Annotated in this window: 19 protein-coding genes; 8 read left to right on the forward strand and 11 right to left on the reverse strand. The window is 71.0% G+C overall.

Going from position 1 to position 23614, the window contains the following annotated elements; all coding sequences use genetic code 11:
• Positions 1 to 10: 10 nt before the first annotated feature.
• Positions 11 to 697, forward strand: a complete 687-nt coding sequence (locus ACN27J_RS02575) for a TcmI family type II polyketide cyclase (RefSeq protein WP_421363108.1) — start codon at positions 11 to 13, stop codon at positions 695 to 697.
• Here ACN27J_RS02575 and ACN27J_RS02580 read toward each other — a convergent pair.
• The 4 genes from ACN27J_RS02580 to ACN27J_RS02595 all read right to left on the reverse strand — a co-directional run bounded on the left by ACN27J_RS02580 (position 673) and on the right by ACN27J_RS02595 (position 5462).
• Positions 673 to 1245: a hypothetical protein gene (locus ACN27J_RS02580; protein WP_421363111.1), complete on the reverse strand. Its 573-nt coding sequence runs from the start codon at positions 1243 to 1245 to the stop codon at positions 673 to 675. The genes ACN27J_RS02575 and ACN27J_RS02580 overlap by 25 nt on opposite strands.
• 67 nt (positions 1246 to 1312) lie before the next feature.
• Entirely contained in the window at positions 1313 to 1531 is a 219-nt protein-coding gene (locus ACN27J_RS02585) for a hypothetical protein (protein WP_421363114.1), read from the reverse strand.
• An 11-nt stretch (positions 1532 to 1542) separates the two neighbouring features.
• Positions 1543 to 4131: a DUF6493 family protein gene (locus ACN27J_RS02590; RefSeq protein WP_421363116.1), complete on the reverse strand. Its 2589-nt coding sequence runs from the start codon at positions 4129 to 4131 to the stop codon at positions 1543 to 1545.
• The gene (locus tag ACN27J_RS02595; RefSeq protein ID WP_421363118.1) at positions 4128 to 5462 is read right to left on the reverse strand and encodes an SWIM zinc finger family protein; all 1335 of its coding nucleotides are present in this window, start codon (positions 5460 to 5462) and stop codon (positions 4128 to 4130) included. The genes ACN27J_RS02590 and ACN27J_RS02595 overlap by 4 nt, the downstream gene beginning before the upstream one ends.
• A gap of 175 nt (positions 5463 to 5637) precedes the next feature.
• Between ACN27J_RS02595 and dapF the strand changes: the two genes are divergently transcribed.
• Entirely contained in the window at positions 5638 to 6633 is a 996-nt protein-coding gene (gene dapF, locus ACN27J_RS02600; protein ID WP_421363121.1) for a diaminopimelate epimerase, read from the forward strand.
• A 333-nt stretch (positions 6634 to 6966) separates the two neighbouring features.
• Positions 6967 to 8838 carry a S8 family peptidase gene (locus ACN27J_RS02605; RefSeq protein WP_421363124.1) on the forward strand — a complete coding sequence of 624 codons (1872 nt, stop codon included), beginning with the start codon at positions 6967 to 6969 and terminating at the stop codon, positions 8836 to 8838.
• A gap of 77 nt (positions 8839 to 8915) precedes the next feature.
• On the opposite strand, the gene ACN27J_RS02610 is transcribed toward ACN27J_RS02605, so the two are convergent.
• The 4 genes from ACN27J_RS02610 to ACN27J_RS02625 all read right to left on the reverse strand — a co-directional run bounded on the left by ACN27J_RS02610 (position 8916) and on the right by ACN27J_RS02625 (position 14095).
• Entirely contained in the window at positions 8916 to 9761 is an 846-nt protein-coding gene (locus ACN27J_RS02610; protein WP_421363126.1) for a hypothetical protein, read from the reverse strand.
• 164 nt (positions 9762 to 9925) lie between these two features.
• Complete coding sequence (locus ACN27J_RS02615; RefSeq protein WP_421363129.1) at positions 9926 to 10051, reverse strand: hypothetical protein; 126 nt, start codon at positions 10049 to 10051, stop codon at positions 9926 to 9928.
• Positions 10052 to 10262: 211 nt separating this feature from the next.
• A complete protein-coding gene (locus ACN27J_RS02620) occupies positions 10263 to 12011 on the reverse strand; it encodes a hypothetical protein (protein WP_421363131.1) in 1749 nt (582 codons plus the stop codon).
• A 281-nt stretch (positions 12012 to 12292) separates the two neighbouring features.
• Entirely contained in the window at positions 12293 to 14095 is a 1803-nt protein-coding gene (locus ACN27J_RS02625; protein ID WP_421363134.1) for a cellulose binding domain-containing protein, read from the reverse strand.
• A 331-nt stretch (positions 14096 to 14426) separates the two neighbouring features.
• Here ACN27J_RS02625 and ACN27J_RS02630 point away from each other — a divergent pair, with 331 nt between their 5' ends.
• From ACN27J_RS02630 to ACN27J_RS02640, 3 genes are all read left to right on the forward strand, one after another.
• Positions 14427 to 14792 carry a cellulose binding domain-containing protein gene (locus tag ACN27J_RS02630; RefSeq protein WP_421363137.1) on the forward strand — a complete coding sequence of 122 codons (366 nt, stop codon included), beginning with the start codon at positions 14427 to 14429 and terminating at the stop codon, positions 14790 to 14792.
• Positions 14793 to 14986: 194 nt separating this feature from the next.
• Positions 14987 to 16315, forward strand: a complete 1329-nt coding sequence (locus ACN27J_RS02635; RefSeq protein WP_421363139.1) for a hypothetical protein — start codon at positions 14987 to 14989, stop codon at positions 16313 to 16315.
• Positions 16316 to 16462: 147 nt separating this feature from the next.
• Entirely contained in the window at positions 16463 to 18286 is a 1824-nt protein-coding gene (locus ACN27J_RS02640) for a GNAT family N-acetyltransferase (RefSeq protein WP_421363142.1), read from the forward strand.
• 45 nt (positions 18287 to 18331) lie between these two features.
• On the opposite strand, the gene ACN27J_RS02645 is transcribed toward ACN27J_RS02640, so the two are convergent.
• Complete coding sequence (locus ACN27J_RS02645) at positions 18332 to 19645, reverse strand: low temperature requirement protein A (protein WP_421363145.1); 1314 nt, start codon at positions 19643 to 19645, stop codon at positions 18332 to 18334.
• Between the two features lie 216 nt (positions 19646 to 19861).
• Positions 19862 to 20740 carry a LysR family transcriptional regulator gene (locus ACN27J_RS02650; protein ID WP_421363147.1) on the reverse strand — a complete coding sequence of 293 codons (879 nt, stop codon included), beginning with the start codon at positions 20738 to 20740 and terminating at the stop codon, positions 19862 to 19864.
• A gap of 136 nt (positions 20741 to 20876) precedes the next feature.
• Between ACN27J_RS02650 and ACN27J_RS02655 the strand changes: the two genes are divergently transcribed.
• Together ACN27J_RS02655 and cas6 are read left to right on the forward strand one after the other, a co-directional pair.
• Positions 20877 to 21740, forward strand: a complete 864-nt coding sequence (locus ACN27J_RS02655; RefSeq protein ID WP_421363150.1) for an aldo/keto reductase — start codon at positions 20877 to 20879, stop codon at positions 21738 to 21740.
• A gap of 226 nt (positions 21741 to 21966) precedes the next feature.
• A complete protein-coding gene (gene cas6, locus ACN27J_RS02660; RefSeq protein ID WP_421363152.1) occupies positions 21967 to 22725 on the forward strand; it encodes a CRISPR system precrRNA processing endoribonuclease RAMP protein Cas6 in 759 nt (252 codons plus the stop codon).
• 3 nt (positions 22726 to 22728) lie between these two features.
• Here the strand turns inward: cas6 and uppS are convergent, their stop codons facing one another.
• Positions 22729 to 23505, reverse strand: coding sequence for a polyprenyl diphosphate synthase (gene uppS, locus ACN27J_RS02665; RefSeq protein WP_421363154.1), 777 nt, complete (start codon positions 23503 to 23505; stop codon positions 22729 to 22731).
• Positions 23506 to 23614: the final 109 nt, after the last annotated feature.

Here is a 23614-nt window from a genome sequence, read left to right on the forward strand (position 1 = left end):
AGGAGTTGTCATGGTCTTCCGCAACGTGATCGTCTGCCGCATGGTGCCGGGCAGCGAGGACAAGATCGCCAAGACTTTCGGCCACTACGACAAGGCCACCCGGCCGCAGGACTTCGGCGTTATCGGGCGCATCCTGCTGTCCCACCACGACCTCTACATCCACATCGTCGAACGCAACGAGGACCCGGCGGTCTCCGGGCAGACCCGGGGCCTGCCGGCGTTCAAGGAGATCGCCGAGGCGATCGGCCCGTACGTCACCCCGTATCCGCGCAACTGGCAGAACCCGTCGCACTCGGTGGCCAAGGAGTTCTACCGCTGGGCTGCGGAGGGGAGCAGCCCGGCGGAGGGGACCGGCCCGGACCCGGCCGGCCGGCATCTGACTGTGATCGTCGGGCGGATCAAGCCCGGCGCCGAGGACAACGTCGCCCGGATCTTCACCGAATCCGACGCCGGCACGTTGCCGGTCGAGATGAGCGTGACCGCACGCTGGCTCTACTCGATCGACGACGTCTACGTGCATCTGCTGGAACGTTCGGTCCCGCACACCGCCGACGACGCGCGGATCCACGACAAGCCGAAGTTCGGCAAGATCATGGAGGAGTTGAGCCCGTACATCAGCCCGTACAACCAGGACGCCTGGCGCGGCCCGGTGGACGCGGTCGCCAAGGAGTACTACCGCTGGCGGGCCGAGGACTGACCCCAACGCGCGACGGCGCCCCAGGCCGTCAACGCCAACCCGGGTAGCGCACCGACCGACCGCAACACCCAGGACGGCACGTACAGCAGCGGGCCGAGTGGCCCGTCGACGGCCGGTGCCGGCCCGATCTGGTAGCGATGACCCGGCATGCTCTGACACGTCACCGACACCGACGAGCTGCTGGGCACCTCGATGGTGCCCAGCAGCGCTGTCACCACGCTGTCGCTGTTGTCGGTGAACGCCACCGTCGGCGCGGTGACCGGCAGCTCCGCACCAGTCGGACCGATGACCCGGCACTCCTGCGTGGACAGCTGCCGGCCGTAGGTGCGGAAGATCGCAGTGCGCCCGGTCGGCAGGTCGACCGTGACCGGCTGCCCGGCCGGCAGGCTGACGGCGGTGGCCGGCAGGAAGCGGACGGTGGCCGGCTCGGCGCCGACCCGGACGAACTCCGGGAACGCGACCAGCCCGACCAGCCCGACCAACCCGGCGGCGACGAACAGGTACCGATCGCGACCGGCGGTGCCGGTCGTCGCCGTCGGCCCGGTCACCGGGCCGACGGCGACGACGTGACCCGCCGCCGCGCCAGGCCGAGAACGAACCCGGCGGCGGCAGCCGTCACCGACCTGACGGCGTCGCCACCGCGGCGACCGCCGCGACGACGACAGCCGCCGTGACCAGCTCGGACCACTCCGGACGGTGTCCTTCGTGGCCCCAGACGTCCAACCAGATCAAGGTGAGGACCAGCCCGGACGCGACGGCACCGGCCAGCCCGCCGATGGCGCCCCGCCGGACCCAGCCGCTCCGCCGGCGGGCGCAGACCCGAGGGTTCCCCACGGTCCGACAGGCTAACGGGCGGCGGCGACCAGCCGCCGGGCCTCGGTGACCAGCCGGCTGGAGCCGCCCCGGGCGGCTACGTCGGCGAGCCCTGGCACGTCTATGCGTACGCCGGTCACCGCCACGGTCTGCGCGGCCAGCGCCAGCAGGTCCGGCAGCCCGCGCGGCGCCGGCTGGACGGTCAGCAGCGGGGGCAGCGCGGCGGCGAGGATCCGCCAGGTGGTCAGCGGCGCCCCGGCCGCCGCCGCGTCCCGCAACGGCTGGACGACCCGGGACAGTGTGATCATCTTGTCGGCGGTGAGCGCCCCGAGGTGACCACCGACCGCCACAGCGTCGAGCCCACCGGCGGCGGCCAGCATCAGCAGCGCGTCGACGGCCGCCACCCGGTCGGCCTCGTGCCGGGCGGCCAGCCCGTACGCCACCGCCAGGTCGAGCGCCGGCGTGGTCTCGCCGGTGCACTCGGCGAGCATCGGTAGCAGCTCGCCGCCGCCCGGTTCGTCGAGGTCCGCGCTGCCGGCGACCAACGGCAGAACGTACGCGGCGACCAGCCCCCGGTAGCCGGGCAGCTGCGCCGGCCAGTGCCGCTCGTCGGCGCTCGACGCGATGTCGACCGGGCGGGCCGGGACGTTGAGCAGACCGTACTGGTCGGCCATCCCGTGCGGTACCGAGGCTTCGACGACCCGACGCCGCGTCGGCAACCGGTCGTGCCAGTAGTCGTAGCTGCCTTGCCGGCGCCGACGGACGGCCGTCACCACCCGGTAGTGCGGCCGGGGCAGCCCGCCGCAGCGCAGCCAGTCGGCCAGGGCCTGTCCGGCCGGGGTGCCCAACGCCGCCGCCTTCGCCGCCAGCGGCTCGTCGACGACGGCCGGCAACCGCAGCAGCGCCTGGGTGAGGTCCGCCGGCCACGGCTGCCGCTCACCGAGGCGGACTAGCCGGTCGAACAGCTCCTCCGGTGCCACCGCCCCGGTGGCCAGCGACGGTGCGGCGACGAGGCCCACGGCCCCGGGACCGGCTAGCTCCGCCGTCCCGGCCCCGGCTAGCTCCGCCGTCCCGGCCCCGGCGACGGCCCGGCCGATCTCCGCGACCCGGGTGCGCCGCAGCCGGCGCAGCACCGCCTGCTGGGGGTCGGTGGGCCGCTGACCGGAGGCCTGCTGCTGGCCCCAAGTGGACAGCAGCACCTGCCAGCTCCGTGGCGGCGCCGGGTCGTCGCTGCCGGCGAGGATCCGCAGCACGCCGCCGAGCCCACCGAACCTCTCCTCGGGTCGCGAGGACCAGGCCAGCACGCCGGCCCGGTCGAGCACCGGGGTCAGCGCCGCCACCGTGGCGGCCCGGTCGGCGGTGGCCGACCGGATCAGGCCGTCGAGGATCCGTTCCAGGCCCAGCGCGTCGGTCAACGACCCGCCGAACAGCGCGGCGATCTCCTCGGCCAGCTCGTCCGGGTCGGTGATCGGCGGCGGCGCCGCCGCTGGCGGTGGCACCGGGGGCAGGGCGTCGCCGACGTGGCGGACCTCGACGGGCGCCGCCACCCGGTGGCCGTGTTTCGCGGCCAGCGCGGCCGCCCGGTCGGCGACGTCGACCGCCGGGTGATCGGCGGCGACGGCCAGCACCGCGGCGATCCGCGCCGCCTGGGCGCGATTCCGGCGGGCCAGCTGATCGAGCCAGCTCAGCTGGGCCCGTACCAGGGCCTTCTCCGGCCGGCTCAGGACGGCCGGCGCCGTGTCCAGCAGCGCACCCAGGTCGATGTCCGGCAGCTTGCGCAGCGTCCGCTGGGCCAGAGCGGCCGCCGTCGACGGGCCGTCGGCGAGCAGCCGCAAGTAGGTGGGGAGCCGGTCGCGCACCTCGTCGCCGGTCGGCACCAGTGCGTCGTGCAGGCCGATGAAAACCCGCAGCGCGGCCGGACGCTCACCGCGCAGCATGCGGCTGAGCGCGCCGTCCAGCAGCATTGTGCGGTCCAGCCGCCCCTCGGCGGCCAGTTGCGCCAACGCCAGCGGCATTCCCGACCGACCGTCCGACTGCTGGTCGGTCCACGCCCACTGAACGCCGACCCCGTCGACGTCGAACATCCGGGGGGCCAGCACGTCCAGGAACGGGTGCCGGCGCATCCGGTCGACCAGTGCCTCGCCCCACTCGTGGTCGCGGGGTCGACTGGCCGTCACCGCCCAGCCGAGGACGAACAGGTCGTCGGTCGGTGGGGCGGCCTGTTCGGCGGTAAGCAGGTCGGCGATGAACCACCAGTTGTCGCCGGGTGACTCGCGGTCGATCCGCCCGGCGAGCCGGTACGCCAGGTCGGTCAGCCAGGTGACCCCCCGGCGTCGGGCCACCTCGATGACCGGTGCCGCGGGCGTCGACAGCAGCGAGATGTTGCGGCGCCCCAGCACCTCGGCGGCCTGGGCGGCGGTCGGCAGGCAGCCGACCGCCGCGACGGCCAACGCGGTGGCCTGCCAGCGGAACCACCACTCGTCGCGGTGCCGACGCACGTACGCCGTCAGCTCGGTGCCGAGCTGACGGCGTTGCTCCTCGTCGAGCCCGGAGATGGTGTCCACGGCGGTGGTGATGTCGCCGTTGACGAGACGGTGGACCGTGTCGCTCGCCTCGGTCACGCCGTCACCCCCACCGGGGTGGTGACCATCGTGGCGGCGAGGGCGTGCCGGCACGGCCCCCGCCCGCCCCGGTGCCGCGCCCACCAGGCGCAGGTGCAGGTGCGGGTGCCGTCGGGCAGCTGCCGCACCCGGTAGACCTCGTCGCCGGCGCGTACCGTCGCCCCGTCCGGGTCCGCGGTCACCGCACCGGCCTCGACCAGCGCCCGGGCCGCGGTCAGCCGGGGATTGTCCCGCTCGGCGCGGCCCGGATCGTAGGGCAGCACCCGGTGGAAGTAGCCGGCCCGGGTGACGTCGTAGCCGACCCGACCGGCGGTGCCGAGCAGCGTCAGCGCCGCGCGCACTCGGGCAGCGGCCAGGCCGGACGCCTCGGCCAGCGCGCCGACGTCGATGCTCGGATCCCAGTCGAGCAGTCCGCCGATCAGCTCGGCGTCGTCGGCGACCTCGTCGCCGGCCAGGGCGGGCAGGACGCCGCCCTCGCCGGAGAAGCCCCGGGCCGGCTCCGGTGACAGGGTCACCGACAGGCTCATCCCGGCCAGGTCCAGCTCCCACACGCTGGCCACCGGTGCCGCGCCGGCGGCCACCGGCGGTCCGTACACCCGCAGCGCCGACGCGTGCCGCAGCAGGCCCCGCAGCGCGGCGAGCCGACCCGCGCCGGACAGGCACACCGCGCCCGGCGCGGCGCGCGACGTCAGGCGCAGCGACCGGCCGGTCGGCACCGCCCACAGCACCGACCGGTCGCCGGCACCGGGCAGCCGGCGCAGCAACGTCGCCGCCTCGGCGGCCGGGATCTCCGCCCGCAGGTCCGTCCCTGCCGCGATCACCTGCACCTCGGCGAAGCCGCGTAGCCAGCGGCGGGGCAGCGGCACCTTCCGCTCCACGACCAAGGAGTCCATCGTAGACACAGTCAGATCGTCCGGGCCGACCGACAGATGCAACGGGTCCAGGCCGCCGACGCGGGCCAGGGCGTCGCGCAGCGGCGGGTTGACGTCCACGTTGGTGGTGCCGTGGGCGACGATGTCGCCGTCCAGCCCGTCCGGGGTGACGTCGAGCCGGGCGTACACCCCGCAGCAGCCGGAGAAGGACTCGAACCGCAGCCGGTCGCGGCCGCCGGTGACCACCGGGTCGAGGCTGGCCGGGTCGACGGGCCGGTGGTAGCGGGTGCGGGCCACCTCGGCGACGGCCAGCAGCCCGGCTGCGGCCGCCACCGGTCGGGTGAGGAATCCGGTGAAGAACCGGGGGTTGGCGGCCGGGCCGCCGCTGGTCTGCAGGGTCAGCGCCCGGCCGGCCAGGGCGGACGGGTTCAGATACCGGTAGGTCGCGACGGCATTCACGGTGGCGCACGCTACCCGTCCCGACCGACATCGCCGGCGTCGCCGCAGGTAGCGCCGGCCGACCGGCCGCCGGCCGGCGGTACGGACACTCGGCGGCGGCCGGTGGCGCAGCCGTACACTGGTCGCCGGTGTCGGCCGGTCGCGGCGGCGAGGGACAGCGGGGGAGTGCGTACGGATGAGGTCAGGCCTGCCGATCCTGAAGGCGCACGGCTCGCAGAACGACATCCTGGTCGTCGAGGGCCGGCCGGGCGACTACGCCGCCGAGGCGGACGTGCCGCACCTGGTCCGCCAGCTCTGCGACCGGTCCAAGCCGCTCGGCGGCGGTGACGGCGTCTACTTCGTCGATCTCGGTCCAGCGGTGCCGCAGGCGGCGTTCTTCAACCCGGACGGCTCGTTCGCCAAGCTGTGCGGCAACGGGATGCGCTGCGTCGGGCGGCTGGTGCTGGACACCCGCGACGCCGAGCGGGCGGTGGTCCGGGCCGGGGACAGCAATTTCGTGGTGCTGCGGGCCGAGTCGACGCCGGAAGGAGTCCGGCAGACCGCGGTCGAGATGCCGAAGGTGGATTTCGATCCCGCCGAGCCGGTGGTCGCCATGGCGCAGCCGCACGTCGACACCCCGCTGCCTGCGCTGCACCCCACGTACGGACTGACCGCGCTCTCCGTACCGAACGACCACCTGGTCGCGGTGGTGGAGAAGTTCGACGAGGCCGAGCTGGTCGCTACCGGGGAGCGGATCACCGCCGCCACTGACCTGGTGCCGCGCGGGGCGAACCTGTCGTTCGTGTTCCCGCTCGACCACGGCGAGATCTACGTGCAGACGTACGAGCGGGGCGCCGGACTGACCCCGTCGTGTGGTTCGGGCGTCGTCGCCTCCCGGGCGGTCTGGTCGCGGCTCGGCCTGGCCGGGGCGGGTGAGCGGATCACCGTCCGTAATCCCGGTGGGGTGGCGACGGCCTGGCTGACCGGCGACCCGGTGGCCTGGCAGGCCACCCTGCAGGGCAACGCGTCGTACGTCTACCGGGCCGACGTCGACCTGGCGGCGGTGATCGCCGGCAGCTTGGCGTCGGTACGGCGGGATACGTTCGTCGACGAAGTCGAGGCGTTCGCCCAGTTGCGGGAGAACAATCACGCCGTGCTGCACGCTGCCGGCGTACACCCTTCGGTCGGCTGATTTCTGACCCGACGCGGCCCGGTTCCGGGCCGGTTCCGGGCCGAAGTCGGGCCGAAGTCGGGCACTTCCAATTTTCTGACCGGCCACCGACCGGGTGGCGACTGATGCCAGTCTGGTCAGCGTCAACTTTATGACGACGGACATCAATGTGATGTTGAGTGGATCCGGAGTTCGAGCGGTATTGGCAAAAGGTGCCAGCGTACGGGAACGCGAGACAGAATCACATATCTCTACATCAATCTGTTTTAGGCCTAACATCTGTGTCAGTCAGGTACCCGGTCACCGGTCGGCCTGTCACAAACCGGCCTGCCGTGCATTGAAAGGAGGCGGGAGATGACACTCTCCCGGCCATCCCGGCGCCGCTGGCGCCTCGGGCTCACCACTGTCGCGGTAGCGACCGCCGCGCTGGCGTTCGCCGCACCGGCCAACGCCGAACCAGCGGAAGGCCAGATCCTCTACGCGGGCGGTGAGAACACCGTCGCCGGCTCGTACATCGTCGTCTTCGACGAGGACAAGGTGGACAGAGGGGCGGTCGGGCGCACCGCCCGTACCTTCGCCGCGAAGCACGACGGCGCGGTGGCGCGCACCTACTCGACCGCGCTGCGTGGCTTCGAGGCCCGGCTGACCGAGAAGGCCGCCAAGCGCCTCGCCGCCCATCCCGCGGTCGACTACGTCCAGCAGAACCGCACCGTCACCCTCGCCGCGACCCAGACCCCCACCCCGTCCTGGGGCCTGGACCGCATCGACCAGACCGCGCTGCCGCTCGACAACAGCTACACCTACCCGAACTCCGGATCCGGCGTCACCGCGTACATCATCGACACCGGCATCCGGTTCTCCCACAACGACTTCGGCGGGCGGGCCGTCACCGGCTTCGACGCGGTCGACGGCGGCAGCGCCGACGACGGCAACGGGCACGGCACCCACGTCGCCGGCACCGTCGGCGGCACCGCGTACGGAGTGGCCAAGGGCGTCACCCTGGTCGGCGTCCGGGTGCTGAACAGCAGCGGCAGCGGCACCTACGCGGGGGTCATCGCCGGCATCGACTGGGTCACCGCCGACCACGCCGCCGGCGAACCGGCGGTCGCCAACATGAGCCTCGGCGGCGGTTTCGACCAAGGGGTCAACGACGCGGTGACCCGCTCCATCGCCGACGGGGTGGTCTACTCGCTCGCCGCCGGCAACAGCAACGCCAACGCGTGCAACTACTCGCCGGCCGCCACCCCCGACGCCATCACCGTCGGTGCCACCACCAGCACCGACGCCCGGGCCAGCTACTCCAACTGGGGTACCTGCCTGGACATCTTCGCCCCGGGTAGCAGCATCACCTCCGCCTGGCACACCAGCAACAGCGCCACCAACACGATCAGCGGCACCTCGATGGCCGCCCCGCACGTCGCCGGGGCGGCAGCGCTGGCGTTGGCGGCCAACCCCGGCTACACCCCGCAGCAGATCCGCGACCTGCTGGTCGACGACGCCACCAGCAACGCGGTCAGCAACCCGGGCAGCGGATCACCGAACAAGCTGCTGTACATCGGCGACTTCGAGCCGCCCACCCAGGACTTCACCCTCGCGGTCACCCCGACCAGCGGCGCGGTCGACCCGGGCGACTCGGTGACCGCGACGGTCAGCACCACCACCACGATCGGTGCCCCGCACACCGTCACCCTCGGCGTCACCGGACTGCCGAGCGGTGCGACCGCCACCTTCAGCCCGTCCTCGGTCACCTCCGGCGGGTCGGCGACGCTGACCATCGCCACCACCACCGGGGCCGCCACCGGCGTCTTCCCGTTGACCGTGGTCGGCACCGGGCCGGAGACGGCCCAGTCGGCGCCGTTCACCCTCACCGTCAACGGCCCGCCGGGCTGCTCGCAGACCAACTCGACCGACGTCGCGATCAACGACAACAGTACGGTGGAGAGCTCGATCACCATCACCGGCTGCCCCGGCAACGCCAGCTCGACCAGCACCATCGAGGTGAACATCTACCATACCTGGATCGGTGACCTGACCGTGTCGCTGATCGCCCCGGACGGCAGCATCAACGTGCTGCGCAGCCGGTCCGGCGGCAGCACCGACAACATTTTCGAGACCTACACCCGGGACCTGTCCGGTGAGGTGGCCAACGGCACCTGGAAGCTGCGGGTGCAGGACTCGGCCAGCCTGGACACCGGCTACCTGGACAGCTGGACGCTGAACCTCTAGCCGAAACGGCGACGGACCGACCGGGACCCGGGTCCCGGTCGGTCCGTCGCCGTCGCTGTCGCGCCTCGCGTCGCTGGTCAGCCGCCGAGCTCGTCGGCGAGGTCCTGCAGGTCCTGCATCATCTCGGCGAAGTCCGCCGTCTCGGCGGCCGGCGGGGCCTCGATGGTGACCGCCTTGCCGTAGTCGGTGTAGTTCATCGTCATGTCGCTCATCGTGCCCATGACGAGCTTCACCCGACGTGGCTGGTACTGCTCGTCGACCCACACATCGACGGCGACCTCGGTGATCTCGGCGGTGGCGAGCTGCTCCTCGATGCCCTCGCGGATCCCGGCCTCGAACTGCTCCAGGTAACTGTCCACCGGGGTGACCGACGTGTAGTGCACGGTCGGCACGCCGTCGATGGTCTCCTCGCCGACCACGGTGACCTCCGCACCCTCCAGCAGGGTCCGGACGTTCTGCACCGGGTCCAGGCCTTCGAGCTGTTGGGCCAGGTCGTCCGAGGTCTGGCCGAGGGCGGCGAGGTCCATCTTGAACCATTTCTTGCCGTCCATCGACGCCTGGTCGGCCTCGGGGATGCTCACGTAGAACGCGGTGCCGATCACCCGTACGGTGATCTCGCCGTCCTCGGGGTCGACCTGGGTCAGCTCGGCGGCCGGTGAGTCGCCGAAGCTGATGACGCCGCTGACGTCGACCGGATCCCCACCGCTGGTGCCGGTCATCGTCACCGCCGCCGAGTTGGCGCTGGTGGTGGTCTCCACGGTCTTCTGCAACGAGCCGGTGGCGTCGCTGGCGAGCTGCGCCAGGACGTTCGACGTCTCGGTGCCGCCTTCGTCCGTTGTGGCTGATGAGCCGCCACAAGCGGTGACGGCGAGAACCGCCGCCGAGACGGCCGCCAGCAGTGCGGTCCTCAATGTAGTGTGCACGAAATGAACTCCCAGTCGGTGGGTACGTGGTTCTGCCGGGCGGAATCCTAGCCGCCGCGTTGTCGGTGGGTGTCCGCCGGGCCTGCTGGGCCAGGCCCGGCGTCGCCGGGGTGCGGTGTCGGATTCGGTGCCGCTGGCGCAGCCACCGGCCGCTCTCAGTCTGCTTAGGAGAACCAGTACACCGCGGTTCCAAAGACGGTCCGCTCGCAACGCCGCGGCGTCCAGAGCTCGTTGTCGACCATGGTGCCGGCCGCGGCGGTGCCGGCGAGTGTGCGTCGGATGCTGGCCATTCTGCCTCCATCGGTACGGGGGCGGGACCGCCAAAGCCTAGGGCGATGCATCGACGCACTCCACTTCCATCGTCGGTTGTTCCGCGATCCGCGCACCTCGACTGCCAGCGCATGTCCGGCATGAGCGAACAGTCAGGTAGCCCACCGACAGTGGGCACGCACCGCCCGAGGTAGAGCAGTGCGCGCCCACTGAGGAGTGACTCAGTCGTGGTCAGGAAGCAGCCGGGGTCAGTTTGATCAACTCCCAGCCGCCCTCCGGCACGTCGTCAGTCGGATCGGTCCGCAGGTTCATCGGGTTCGCCATGCCCAGGTACAACGTCGATCCGTCGGCCACCATCGTGCGGATGCCGTAGTTGAGGTAGTTGCCGGCCAGTCCCTGCGTGTCGACCGCCGTGGCCGGCCGCAGATTCGAGCCGAACATCCACAGGTCACCGCCGTACAGCTGCGGATCGATGGTGATCGGGTCGGGCCCGGCGGTCGACGCGGCGGCCGCCGCCGGATAGCCCATCCCGGCCGCGGTCTGCGGCAGCAGGTCCTTGGCGAGGTAGCTCCAGTCCATCGTGCCGACGAACAGCCGGCCACCGGACACCGCCATCGTCCAGGTGTAGTTGTTGTAGATGTTGCCGAAGCCCATGTGGCCGTACCGGGGCCGGTAGCCGGTCAGCGCCCACCGCCAGGCACCGGCGCCGTCGTCCGCGTCGGCGTCGTACACCGGCAGCACCGCCTCGCCGTACAACAGATCGACCCGCTGCGTCGCGGTGCCGAACCGCTTGCCCCGGAAGATGCTCACCGCCCGCTGCGAGCGCTCCAGCGTCGTGCGGGCCGCCAGCTCGTCCACCGGCGGGTACGCCTCGGCCACCATCGCGGTCGACTTCATCGGCACATGCATCGTGCCCCAATAGAGGTATCCACGGTACGAGGCCAGCGCGCCGAGCCCGTACGAGCCGGCGATTACCGGATCCGGCTCGTAGGACGCGGCACTCCACACCTGCGTCCACCCGGCGGTGTCGTCCGGGGTCAGACCGGGCTCGGCGTCGGCCAGCGGAGGGCTCATCCACACCCCGGCGATGCCCGGGTCTGGCTCGTCGGTGACACCGATGCGGCCGGACCGCCCGCTCTCGGCCGTACGCGTGCCGGCCGACCCGCTGCCAGCGGCCGACCAGGTGCTGACGAAGACCCGGCCGTCGTGCAGCTCAAGGTCGGCGACCTGTGCCGGCAACTGCCCGACCTCGACGAAGTTGAACGGGTCGGTACGGTCACCGGCCCAGCGCAGGATGTGCCCGCCGTCGCGGCCGTTGGGGCCGACACCGACGCCGGCGTACAGCACGTCGTCGGCGACGAGGAAGTTGCGGATGTTGCCGTACTGGGTGAAGTTGGCCGAGCCGAGATAGTCCCCGGTCACCGTGTCAAAGGCGAACATGCTCACCGTGGCCCCGAGCGCTGGCCCGGCCAGCAGCACCACGCCCTGATGGGTACCGCCGGCCCGCAGACCCAGCGTGCGGCGCAGCCGGGACAGATCGTCGGGCGACGCGGAGGTGATGTCACTGGTCTTCTCGGTCAACGTGCCGGAGGCCAGGTCGTAGACGTACGCCCGAGGCTGCCGGTGGTCACCGACGCTGACCGGCATGATCGGATTTTCCTTGGCGACCTGGCTCTCGGCGAACTCGCACACGTAGTCGTCGGTCATCCGGGGATTCGGCAGGGAGAGCGTCGCCCCGGTGACGATGCAGTTGACGTTCGACCCGGTGCCGAACCACAGCCGGTCGTTGGCCTGGGCGAGCGACCACACGTACGCCTGGTTGACCTTGGCCTGGCCGGACTCGCACGGCGGGCCGGCCGGGTAGGGCAGGCCGATACCGGCGAAGCACTCGTCCGGGGTGGCCTTGGCGAGCAGCTGCGTGTCGAACGCCGCTTCGCTGGGCGGAAGCAGCGGCCTGGCGGTGGCCGGTGACGGGGCCACCGCCAGGGCGGCGGGCAGAGCTATGAGGACGGCGGCGGATAGCAGGCGCCGTCGTGATGTCTGAAGCCAGCGCATCGATTCCCTTTCGGTCAGTGCGACCTGACCCGGTGCCGAAGGGCGAGGCCCGGGGTGGACGCTGCGCTGACAGTAAGCTAGATCGATTACCGGTCCATGTCCGACCTCCGGATGGATTCGTTGTCGTGACCGCCGAGCCGTACACCGGCCGTGCTGTCCCGTCGTCGCAGGTGGCCGGTGTACGGCTCAGGCACGTTGCGCCGGGCTCAGCCGCAGGCGGCGCCGTTGAGGGTGAACCCGCTGGGCGCGGAGCTGTTACCGGTGTGGGTGGCCTGGAAGCCGATGCTGACCGATCCTCCGGGTGGGATGGTGGGGTTGTAGCTGACGTTCGTCGCGGTCACCTGACCGCTGTTCGGGGCGTAGGTGGCGTTCCAACCGGACGTGATGGTCTGCCCGGGAGCGAGGGTGAACCTCAGCGACCAGCCGTTGACCGTTGCCGTGCCGGTGTTGGTGATGGTGATGTTGTCGACCAGGCCGGAGTTCCACGCGTCGACCGCGTTGGTCACCCGGCAGGCGCCGGCCGGCGGGTTGGTCGTCGGTGGTGCGGTAGTGGGTGGTGCCGTAGTCGGTGGTGCCGTAGTGGGTGGTGCGGTGGTGGGTGGTGCCGTAGTCGGTGGTGCGGTGGTCGGCGGTGCAGTCCCTTCGGTGAGGGTGATCGTGGAGATGCTCCGCGCGGGTACGTCGACCGTGACCTGCCCGCCGCTGACGCTCACCGGCTGCGGCTGGGCGCTCTGGGTGCGGGAGGTGACGGTGTACTCGGCCGTCGAGATGTTCTGCGGGATCTGGACGACGGCGTCGTTGACGGCGCTGTTGGATCGGTTGAGAACCACCAGAGTGGTCTTGCCCCGTCCCTGGTAGGCGGTGACCTCCAGGCCGGAGACCCGGGAACTCTTCGACAGGGCGACCCGTCGGTCACCCGGCCGGACGTACTTGGCGTACTGGGAGAAGGCGTAGCCGCGTCGCAGCGGCGCGCCCCTCGTGGTGCCGTACTGTGACTCGCCGTCACCGATGAAGGAATAGAATCGGCGGCCATACCACCAGATGTACGCACTCCAACCGGATTCCATCGACCTGTGCACGGTCCGCATGATGTCGTCCAGCGTCTCGTTCCAGACAGCGGTGTTGCTGGGGTCCCCCCAGATGTTCGAGCCGTTTCCGTCGGCGGCGTGCAGGTTCCACTCCGTCATCCACTGGTTCTTGCCGTACTGGTTCGCGAGCGGGTAGGGGGACAGGTTTCCGCTGTTCTCCGTGTCGTACAGGTGGCCGCCGACGTACCCGATGTTGTTGCGCGCGGCGGCGTCGTACAGCGTGGGGTCGCTGTAGGCGCGGTTGAACCTCAGCGACTCACCGACCATCAGCTCGGTGTCCCGGACGGCGGCACCGTGGTCGCGGACGAAGTTGCGCATTTCGGTGCCGGTCCAGTCCATCGAGTCGTAGTCGGGGTGCCAGTCCGGCTCGTTCTGGATGGAGGTGACGTCGATGGTGACGCCCTGACCCTTCATGTACTGCACGTAGTCGTTGAGGTGGGCGGCGTAGTCGTCGTAGTAGTCGGTCCTGAGTTTGCCGCCGTTGACCCGGCTGTTGTTGGTTTTGAAGTGCGCCGGAGCCGTCCATGGCGACGCGAGGATCTTGACGTCGGAGCCGTAGGACTTGGCCGTCCGCAGGCTGCTCACCGGCCAGCTCCACTCGCTCGACGTCGGTGACACGACGGTCCGGACGATCGACAGACCGAGCTGCCCCTGACCCATGCCGACGAGCGTCTGGGTCTCACTGGTCGTCCATTGGTCGCCGCCGCTGCTGAAGATCGGGGTGGCGGCACCGAACCCGTCGATCGTCTGGTACGACGAGCCGGTGTTGACGGTGATGTCGGGCGTGGCGGCCATCGACGGTGGGGCGGTCAGGACGCCCGCCGCGGTGACCGCAGCGGTCACCGCGGCGAGTGCTGCCGCCGCGCCGGTTCCGCGACGCAACTGGGACGGTGGGATCTTGCCACGGGGGGCGAGCCTCATCAGGCTTCCTCTCCTCCGCCCGGCGCGATCCGGGCGGGACGGTCTGGTTCCGTCGCCGTTGCCCTCGGCTCGGACTGTCAGCACTGCCGCTCCCGCCTACTCATCATAGACGCCCATCGTTCAAACTGGCTGTTTGGTGGGCAGCCGACTCCCGACGGGCTTTCGGTACCCTACGGAATACGTGGGTGAAACTCGCATATTTCCTACGGTGGCCCGGTCTGTCATGCGATTCGCGCATCGCTTTATGCCGCAAGAAATGGCATTGAAGTGTGGCTATGTAAAGTCGTAGGGTCATGTCACTTGGCAGAACTAGTGGATGGTGGTGGTATCAATGCGGAAGCTGCTCGGCTTCGTCGCGGCACTGGCAATCGGTGTTTCCGCGACATTGTTCTTCGCGCCGTCGGCGCAGGCGACGACGGCAACATTTACCCAGACAAGTTCCTGGTCGACCGGTTATGTCGCCGAGATCGTGGTCACGAACGACTTCACCGTGCCGATCACCGGATGGGAGGTGGCGTTCACGCTGCCGGCCGGGTCGACCATCTCCAGTGCGTGGAGTACCCAGGTGGCGACGACCACTCCGCACTACACGCTGATCAACACAAGTTGGAACGGATCCCTCGCGCCGGGGCAGTCCGTCGCCATCGGGTTCGTGGTGACCGGCACCGGCCTGCCGACAATCCTCTGGCCGCTGTAGCGTCCGCACTCCGGCGTCGGAGCGCCCGCGGCGCTTCTGGCCGCAGCCGGTCCGACCGGGCATCCGGTCGGACCGGTGTGATCTCGCCCATCTTCCGCCCCGTCAGCGACGGAAGATCCGGCCGGGGGATTGCGTACGCCGGTCCAGTGGTTACGGTCGGCTGACCGTACCGGTGGAAAAGCGGCGAGGTGACCTTGTCTGAGGTAGAGCGGAATCGGCCGACCGTGGCGCAACGCGCCCGCCGTACCGTCGATGTGGCACGTTTCGCGAGGTGGCTGGCGGGTCCGGCCGGCACCGGGCTCATCGGCGTCTTCTTCACCGTCGGCACCGCCGCGTTCAGCGCGGCCGGCGGGATCGCGCCTGATCTGGCCGCCGAGGGCTGGTCGCAGGGGCGGGACCGGGTCTGGTGGCTGGTCGTCTTCCTCTGTCTGGGGGTGGCGGCGGTCGCCGGTGGCGCGGCGCTGTGGTGGTGGCGCAACCGGCTGCGGGAGACCCGGGGCATCGCGTACGTCGTCAACGAGACGGCCGCCGAGTGGACCCCGGAGCAGAAGGAAGGCTTCCTGAGCGAGGTACGGGACCAGTTCGCGGTGTTCCGGCCGGTGCCGCCACTGCGTAGCTTCGACCGGACGGCGGTGTGGCCGCACGGCGAGGAGGCGACCCGCTGGGGTCGTGACATGGACGCCGTGGTCCGGCACTTCCAGGTCGCCAACCACGACCCGGACGGCCGGGACGCCGCATTGGACCGGTCGCTGTTCATGTGGGCACCGTGGCCGGTGGCGGTCGCGTTCGGACAGCGGACGACGACGCTCAGCCGGGGACGGGCGGTGCGGGTCCGCCAGCGGGACAGCTTCGGCCGCCAGGGCCCGGTGCGGGCGCGACCGGTCCAGGACGACGGACATTCGTTCCAGCAGCAGATCGAGCGCCCCGGCGACGGGCTGTTCGGCGAGTTGAACGTGCGACGTCACCAGGTGCGGCTGCAGATCAGCCGGAACGGTCAGCCGGGTACGGCGGCCGGACCGGAGCCGGCCACCGCGCCGGGGACCGCGTTGGAACCGGTGCCGGAGGTGCTGCTGCTGGTGCTGCGGACCAACCACAACCGGTTCGGGCTGCTGCCGAGCCTGCCGGTGGACGTCACCGACCGGGCCGCCCACGACGACGCGGCGGCGGGCAGCCGCGAACCGGTCGTCTTCGAGCTGCACGACGCGGTCGGGCTGGGACTGCCGGCGACAATGTCGACGGAGCTGCGGGAGTGGCGTTACCTGCCGCCGCCCGGCGAGACCGAGCACCGGTGGGCGGACTATCCGGCGATCGTCGCGGCGGCGGCCCAGTGGGTGGCGGATCAGGCCGCCGCCGCGCCGGAGGCAATCGTCCTGCTCGGCGCGCAACTGCCGCAGGAGATCTCAGTCGGGCTCGGCATCTGGTCGGCCCGGCAGTACCGCTGGCCGCGGCACGTGTGGCCGATCTACTTCCAGCTCGGTGCGCAGTTCACGATCCCGCAGCTCGACCTGGGCCGCCCCACCTGACTGCTGTCCCACCTGACTGCTGTCCCACCTGACTGCTGTCCCACCTGGCTTCTGTCCCACCTGACGGCTGCCCGACCGGTCACCGCCAGCCAGGCGACACCCGCCAGCTACTGGCGGCTGGATAATCTCTGACTATAGTCAGAGATTATGAGCTTGGAGTCCCGGATCCAGACCATCCGCGCGTTCAACCGCGATGTCACCGAACGACTCGGCGTGCTGGAGGACCGCTACCTGACAACCGACCGACCGCTGAGCCTCGACCGTCTGCTATGGGAGATCGGCACCGCCGGCATCGAGGTCCGTGAGCTGCGCAGCCGCCTCGGGCTCGACTCCGGCTACACCAGCCGGCAGCTGCGCGCACTCGAGCAGGAAGGGCTGGTCGTCGTGTCCCCTTCGGAACACGACAGCCGGGTCCGCCGGGCGACGCTCACCGCGTCGGGGTTGGCGGAGCTGGCGGTGCTGGACCGGCTCTCCGACGAACTGGTCGGGACGATCCTGGCGCCGTTGACCGAGCGCCAACGCGACGAGCTCGCCGCCGCGACCGAGACCGTACGTCGCCTGTTCACCGCGTCGGCGGTCACGATCGCCGCCGCCGATCCGGCCTCGGATCCGGCACGGTGGGCGGTCCACGCGTACCACCGCACACTCGACGACCGGTTCGACGGCGGATTCCGACCGGACCGGGCAGTGCCCACCGCCGACGACGAGTTGCGTCTCCCGTCCGGTACGTTCCTGCTGGCGACGCTGAAGGATTGTCCCGTCGGATGCGTCGGCGTCACCAAGGTCGACGACACGTCAGCGGAGATTCGCCGGCTCTGGGTGTCGTCCGAGCTGCGCGGGCTGGGGATCGGACGGCGGCTCCTCGCCGCGGCCGAGGACGCGGCGGTGTCGCTCGGGGCGGACGTCGTGCGACTGGACACCAACCGGTCCCTCGCCGAGGCGATCGGCCTGTACCGGGCCGCCGGGTACGACGAGGCCGCCCCGTTCAACGACCAGCCGTACGCGCACCACTGGTTCGTCAAGCCGTTGCGCGACAAGCCAGCGCGGGCCGGCGCCACCGCCCCGCCAGCTGGGCCACCCGCCTCGACGGGCCGGGTCGGCTTCCTCGGCTTGGGCATCATGGGGCTGCCGATGGCCCGCCGGCTCGCCCGCAGCGGCGTCGGGCTGACCGTGTGGAGCCGTACCCCGAAGTCCGACGACGAGCTCGCGGCGGCCGGTGCCCGTACCGCAGCGAACGTCCCCGAGGTGTTCGCGCAGTGCGACACGGTGATCGTGATGCTGCGCGACGAAGCCGCCGTCGACCAGGTCCTGCGCGACGTGCCCGGCGGGATCGCCGGCCTCGTCGCCGGACGCACGATCGTCAACATGGGAACCCTTTCCCCCGGGTACTCCAAGGCGCTGGCCGACGAGGTCGAACGTGCCGGCGGACACTACGTCGAGGCCCCGGTCTCCGGCTCCCGCCGCCCGGCGGAGGACGGCAAACTGGTCGCGATGGTGGCGGGCCGCCCCGACGTCGTCCGGCGTACCGTCGCGCTGCTCGACCCGATGTGCGCGCAGGTCACCGTCTGCGGGCCGGTGCCGTCCGGGATCACGATGAAGCTCGCCGTCAACGTGTTCCTGATCGCCCTCGTGACCGGTCTCGCCGAGGCGTTCCACTTCGCCGACCGGCACGGTCTTGACCGGCACCTGCTGCGTGGCATCCTCGACGCGGGGCAGATGTCCTCCCCGATCTCCCGGGTCAAGACGGCGAAGCTGGTCGGCGACGACCTCACCGCGCAGGCGGCCATCGCCGATGTGCGGATGAACGCCGAGCTCATCGTCGACGCGGCAGCCGCAGCGGGGGCGGGTGTCCCGCTCAGCGAGCTGTGCCGCGTGCTCTACGCCGACGCGGTCCGGCGCGGCGACGGGGCCCTCGACATGGTCGGCGTCATCCGTACCATCGCAGCCGGACAGCAGGATCACCCTCGGTGAAGGACGGTACGGCCACGGCGCACACCACAGGCGTGGGCCACGCCGTCAGCCGTGGCGCCGTCGCCAGTCACTCTCCTCCCGTTCCAGGGCCTGCTGCTCGGCGAGCCGGTGTTCGCGCAGCCGGTGCCGTGAGGCCCCGGACCGCCGGCTGTCGGCGGCGACACCGGCGACGGTGATCGCGGTGAGCAGCAGGAGCGCCGCGAACGCCGGGAGGCGGTCGACCACCGGCAGCAGCGCGGTGAGCAGCAGGACGGGTACGGACAGGCTGGCGGCGACGCTGCGGACGGTCCGCAGCTGGAACGCCGACAACGCCACCAGGTAGAGCAGCACCCCGCCGTACAGTGCGCGCAGGTGGATCGGCTCGAGCGGGGCATCGTCGCCGGTCGACGACGTTCCGGCAAGGAAGGCCAACGTCTGCTTCAACCCGAGGGAGAGCAGGATGATGCCGAACAGCATGGGCAGATGCAGCAGGGTGTAACCGTCGCGGGCGAGCCGGTCACGGGGTAGCCCGTGGGTGTGGTGCAGCACCTGCTCCGCCGCGTACGACCGGGTGTCGAAGTACGCCCACCACAGGGCGCAGATCAGGGCGATGCCGAGCAACGTCGCGGTGATCACCGGTACGGTTCCCGGCGCTCCGATCGAGGCACCGGAGCCGAGCCCGAGCGACAGCAGCGCCTCACCGAACCCGATGAGGACGATCTGCGCGTGCCGTTCCGTCCAGTGCCCGGCGGAGACCACGGCGAACGGTTCGAGGCGGACGGTGGTCAGGTACGCGATACCGACGCCGAGCGTCCAGACCAGCAGGAGCGTGGCGACGCCCTCGCCGGGCCACCCCAGGAGCGGTAGCACCGCGGCGACGAACAGCAGCGCGGTGCTGGTGGCCAGCACCGGCGTGTCCCGCCACCAGGTGCCCAGCAGTTCTGGGTGCCTCCTCGCGGCGACGCGCAGCGCCGCGGCTTCCAGCAACCAGATCAGCAGGTAGCAGGTGGGGAAGATGAACTCGCCGGGAATGACCTGTGGAACGCCGGGCTGTGCCTGCGGCGGTTCGTTGCCGATGCCGGGTAGCGTCGCCACCGCGATGAAGACGATCGCCATGATGGTGAAGCCGTGGATCGGCATCATTCCCCAGTCGGCCCGGAGATTGTTTCCCAGCAGGGCGAACCGGGACCAGACCAGCCAGAGCACCGACAGGAGCAGAAAGATCGCCACCAGTCCGAACGGTTCGAGATCCTCGACCGAGGCAGTGGTCACGTGGATGAAGGCGAACACGAAGACCAGGTCGTAGAACAACTCGAGGCGAGAGACCTTCATGCCCGGTGCGGCGGGCATGACCGGGGATGTCGGTTTTGTGGCTTCCACGACCGACAGTATGCGACGGAGGCTGGGGCTTCCGAGCCCGGAACGTTTTGCTGCGCGAAGTCGAGGGAACCGCCATTGTCGTCAAATCGGCTCCGAGACAACCATGTGGGTTCCCTCGATCGGGTGGCGTGCTGGATCGGGTGGCGTGCTGGATCGGGTGGCGTGCTGGATCGGGTGGCGTGCTCGATCGGGTGGCGTGGCGAACGGCCACCCCGGTCAGGGGCGCGGGCGGAGGCCGTCGATGGACAGCAGTGCGGTCGCGGCGGTGCTCGGGTGCCGGCCGCTCGCGGTGGCCACCGCGACGTTCCAGTGCGGCGCGTCGGTGATCGGCACGAAGCGCGCGGCGGTCCGCTTGGTGGTGAAAAACTGCGGTACGACGGCGACGCCCAGCCCGTGACTGACCAGGTCGAGCAGCCAGTGCACGTCGTTGACCTCAAAGGCGACCCGGCGATCGACACTGGCGACGGTCAACGCCTGGTCGACGACGTCCCGGCTGATCCAGCCCGGGGAGAAGTCGACGAAGGTCTCACCGGACAGCTCGCCCAGGTCGACCTTGGCGCGATCGCCCAGCGGATGCTCCGGCCCGCAGGCCAGCACCATCGGCTCGGCCCGGATCGGGGCCAGCGTGACGCCGGCCGGTGCGCTGGCCGGCGTCGACACGAACGCCAGGTCGAGGTCGCCGGTGCGGACCCGTTCGACCAGGTCCGGTGACCCGCCCTGGCGGAGTCGGATCTCGACGCCGGGGTGGGCGGCGTGGAACCGGGCCAGCGCCGCCGGCAGGTCGACCGCGCCCAGGCACTGCAGGGTGCCGACCGCCAGCCGGCCGCGCAGCAGCCCCCGGACCGCGGCCACCGCGTCCCGGGCGGCGGCGACGTTGGCCAGGGCGTGCCGGGCCTGGGTGAGCAGCGCCCGACCCTCGTTGGTCAACTCGACGCTGCGGGTGTTGCGGACGAACAGGCTGGCCCCCAGCTCACGTTCCAGCGAGCGGATGGAGGCCGACAGGCCGGACTGCGCGACGTGCATCCGCTCAGCGGCCCGGGTGAAGTGCCGCTCCTCGGCGACCGCCACGAAGTACTCGAGCTGACGCAGCTCCACGATTCATCACCAAAACTGATCGCCGGGATCGGATCCTTCTGTTGGACAGCTTAACCACGGGGTAAGAGGGTGGAACCCGGGCGATGCGGCGGCCTGACCATCGCACGCCCCTGGACCGTCCCGCAGAGGAGACTTGATGAACACCCGCCACATCGGTGACGTCGGCGTCGGCGCGATCGGCCTTGGCGGCATGCCGATGTCGATCGAGGGCCGGCCCGACGAGCAGCGGTCGATCGCCACGATCCATGCCGCGCTGGACGCCGGTGTCACCCTGATCGACACCGCCGACGCCTACCACCTGTACGCCGACGACGTCGGCCACAACGAGTCGTTGATCGCCCGCGCCGTGGCGACTTTCGGCGGTGACACGTCCGACGTGCTGATCGCCACGAAGGGCGGTCACCTGCGCCCCGGCGACGGCTCGTGGACCAAGAACGGCTCACCCGACTACCTGAAGAGCGCCTGCGAGGCGTCGTTGAAACGGCTCGGCGTCGAAGCGATCGGCCTCTACCAGTTCCACCGGCCCGACCCCACCGTGCCGTACGCGGACTCGATCGGCGCCATCCGGGATTTGCTCGACGCCGGGAAGATCCGGCTCGCCGGCATCTCCAACGCCGACCCGGAGCAGATCCGGCTCGCCAACGACATCCTCGGTGGCCGGCTGGTCAGCGTACAGAATCAGTTCTCCCCGGCCTTCCGCTCCAGCGAGCCGGAGCTGACGCTCTGCGCTGAGCTGGGTATCGCGTTCCTGCCGTGGAGCCCGCTCGGCGGCATCGGCAGCGCCGCCGATCTGGGGTCGCGGTTCGCGGTGTTCGCCGAGGTCGCGAAGGAGTACGGGGTCAGCCCGCAGCAGGTCTGCCTGGCCTGGATGCTGGCGAAGGCACCGGTCGTGATCCCGATCCCCGGGGCGTCGCGCCCGGAGACGATCCGCGACTCGGCGGCCGCCGCCGACCTCGAACTGTCGGCCGAGCACCTGGCCCGTCTCAACCAACCCGCCTGACCGACCAACCCGCGACGACCAACCCGCGTCGCTGACCGGCCTGCAGTGGCCGGCCTGCAGGATGCGCAAGATCAAGTGAAGGCCAGATACCTGACAACCGCTGGTTAAAGGTATCCGGCCTTCACTTGATCTTGTCTCGACCTCCGCCCCGACGACGATCCTGGCTTGTCGAGGGTGGATCGGCTGGCCTACGTTCGAGTGTTCGCCGGGCGGAGGGGAGTGCGTGATGCCGAGCAGGTGGCAGTTCGTGGTGCCGGGGGTCGATCCGGCCGGGGTGCGGCTCGAACACGTCCACGCGGTGGTGTCCCGCTGGTTCGATGTGGACGAGGCGGCGCACCGGTCGCACGCGAAGGCGTACAGCGTCAGCCCGCCGGTGGCCCACCCCGCCGGCACCCTGGTCGAGGTCGGCCTGCTCGACGACGCCCTGGTCGACAAGCTGCGGGCCGGCGCGGCGACGGGGGCGGTGATCCGGTTCGGTGGTCAGGTCGGCGCGTTGGTCACCGGCGCGCGGCAGGTGGCCGGGGTGTCGTGGCTGGAGCTGGCCCGGCCGTCCGGCGACGCGGCGTGGTCGCTGCGGTTCCTGACCCCGGCGACGTTCCGGCGCGGCAACGGGTTCACGCCGTGGCCGGACCCGTGGTCGGTGGTGGCCGGGCTGCGTGCGGTGTGGCGGGCGAACGCGCCGGCCGGGCTGCCGGAGCTGGTGCTTCCACTCCCGGGTGTCGGCGGGCCGGGCGGTGGCGGGCCGGGGGAGCGGCCGGACCGGGACGCGCTGTGGGTGAGCGACATCGACGGCACCAGCGACGTGGTCAAGGTCAACGGGCGTACGGTGTCGGGCTTCCTGGGCCGCATCCGCTACGTCTGCGACGGGCCGACCGCCCTGGTCGGCGCGGTGGACCGGCTGATGCGGCTGGCACCGTACAGCGGGGTCGGTGCGCAGCGCGGCCGCGGCTTCGGCCTGGTCCGCCTGGAGCCGACCTGGCGGTAGCGGTCAGGGTTTCCGCTTGCGGGCGGCGTACGAGCGCAGCGCCCGGAGCAGGTCGATCTTGCGGAAGCCGGGCCAGTAGACGTCGCAGAAGTGCAGCTCGGAGTGGGCGGCCTGCCACAGCAGGAAGCCGGACACCCGGCGTTCCCCGCTGGTGCGGATGACCAGATCCGGGTCCGGTTGCCCACTGGTGTACAGGTGGGCGGCGATCTGGTCGGCGGTCAGTCGCTGCGCGATGTCGTCGAGCGTCGCCCCGCGCCGTGCCTGGTCGTCCAACAGCGACCGTACGGCGTTGACGATCTCCTCGCGGCCGTCGTAGCCGATGGCCACGGTCAAATGGTGGCCGGTCTCCCGCTGCCGGGTGGCCTCCTCGGCGAGTTTCAGCGCGTGCCGGGTCGAGTCGGGCAGCACCTCAAGCCGGCCGGCCAGGTGCAGCCGCCAGATGTTGCCGTCGCGGGTCAGCCGATCCGCGACGACGGTCTCGATCATGCCCATCAGGTTGTCGACCTCGTCGGAGGCGCGTTTGCGAACGTTGTCGACGGAGGCGACGAACACCGTGACGTGCCGGATGCCGATCTCGGCGCACCAGCTCAGCACCTCGTCGAGGTGTTCGGCGCCGTGCCGGTGGCCGACCTTGGGGTCGTCGAAACCCATCTGCCGGGCCCATCGCCGGTTGCCGTCCATCACCATGGCCAGGTGGCGGGGCAGCTCGCCAGCGGTGAGCTGGGCGCGCAGCCGGCGGGCGTACAGCCGGTGTCCGGCGTCGAGCAGAGGTCGCATCATCGCCTGATCTCACCACGCTTGCTCGCCCGGACACAGCACCGCAGGTCGGTCTGCTAACTCGGCCAACGACCGGATAACGGCGGGTGGTGGCAGCGGTAGGAGACGGGGC

This window comes from Solwaraspora sp. WMMB762 (assembly GCF_049179115.1).
Classification (GTDB): Bacteria; Actinomycetota; Actinomycetes; order Mycobacteriales; family Micromonosporaceae; genus Micromonospora_E.

What these genes read in the sequence shown, in the direction of transcription:
- ACN27J_RS02575 (WP_421363108.1), top strand. Translation starts at nt 11, where the DNA reads ATGGTCTTCCGCAACGTGATCGTCTGCCGCATGGTGCCGGGCAGCGAG.
- dapF (WP_421363121.1), top strand. Translation starts at nt 5,638, where the DNA reads ATGAGGTCAGGCCTGCCGATCCTGAAGGCGCACGGCTCGCAGAACGAC.
- ACN27J_RS02605 (WP_421363124.1), top strand. Translation starts at nt 6,967, where the DNA reads ATGACACTCTCCCGGCCATCCCGGCGCCGCTGGCGCCTCGGGCTCACC.
- ACN27J_RS02615 (WP_421363129.1), bottom strand. Translation starts at nt 10,051, where the DNA reads ATGGCCAGCATCCGACGCACACTCGCCGGCACCGCCGCGGCCGGCACC.
- ACN27J_RS02625 (WP_421363134.1), bottom strand. Translation starts at nt 14,095, where the DNA reads ATGAGGCTCGCCCCCCGTGGCAAGATCCCACCGTCCCAGTTGCGTCGC.
- ACN27J_RS02630 (WP_421363137.1), top strand. Translation starts at nt 14,427, where the DNA reads ATGCGGAAGCTGCTCGGCTTCGTCGCGGCACTGGCAATCGGTGTTTCC.
- ACN27J_RS02640 (WP_421363142.1), top strand. Translation starts at nt 16,463, where the DNA reads ATGAGCTTGGAGTCCCGGATCCAGACCATCCGCGCGTTCAACCGCGAT.
- ACN27J_RS02655 (WP_421363150.1), top strand. Translation starts at nt 20,877, where the DNA reads ATGAACACCCGCCACATCGGTGACGTCGGCGTCGGCGCGATCGGCCTT.
- cas6 (WP_421363152.1), top strand. Translation starts at nt 21,967, where the DNA reads ATGCCGAGCAGGTGGCAGTTCGTGGTGCCGGGGGTCGATCCGGCCGGG.
- uppS (WP_421363154.1), bottom strand. Translation starts at nt 23,505, where the DNA reads ATGATGCGACCTCTGCTCGACGCCGGACACCGGCTGTACGCCCGCCGG.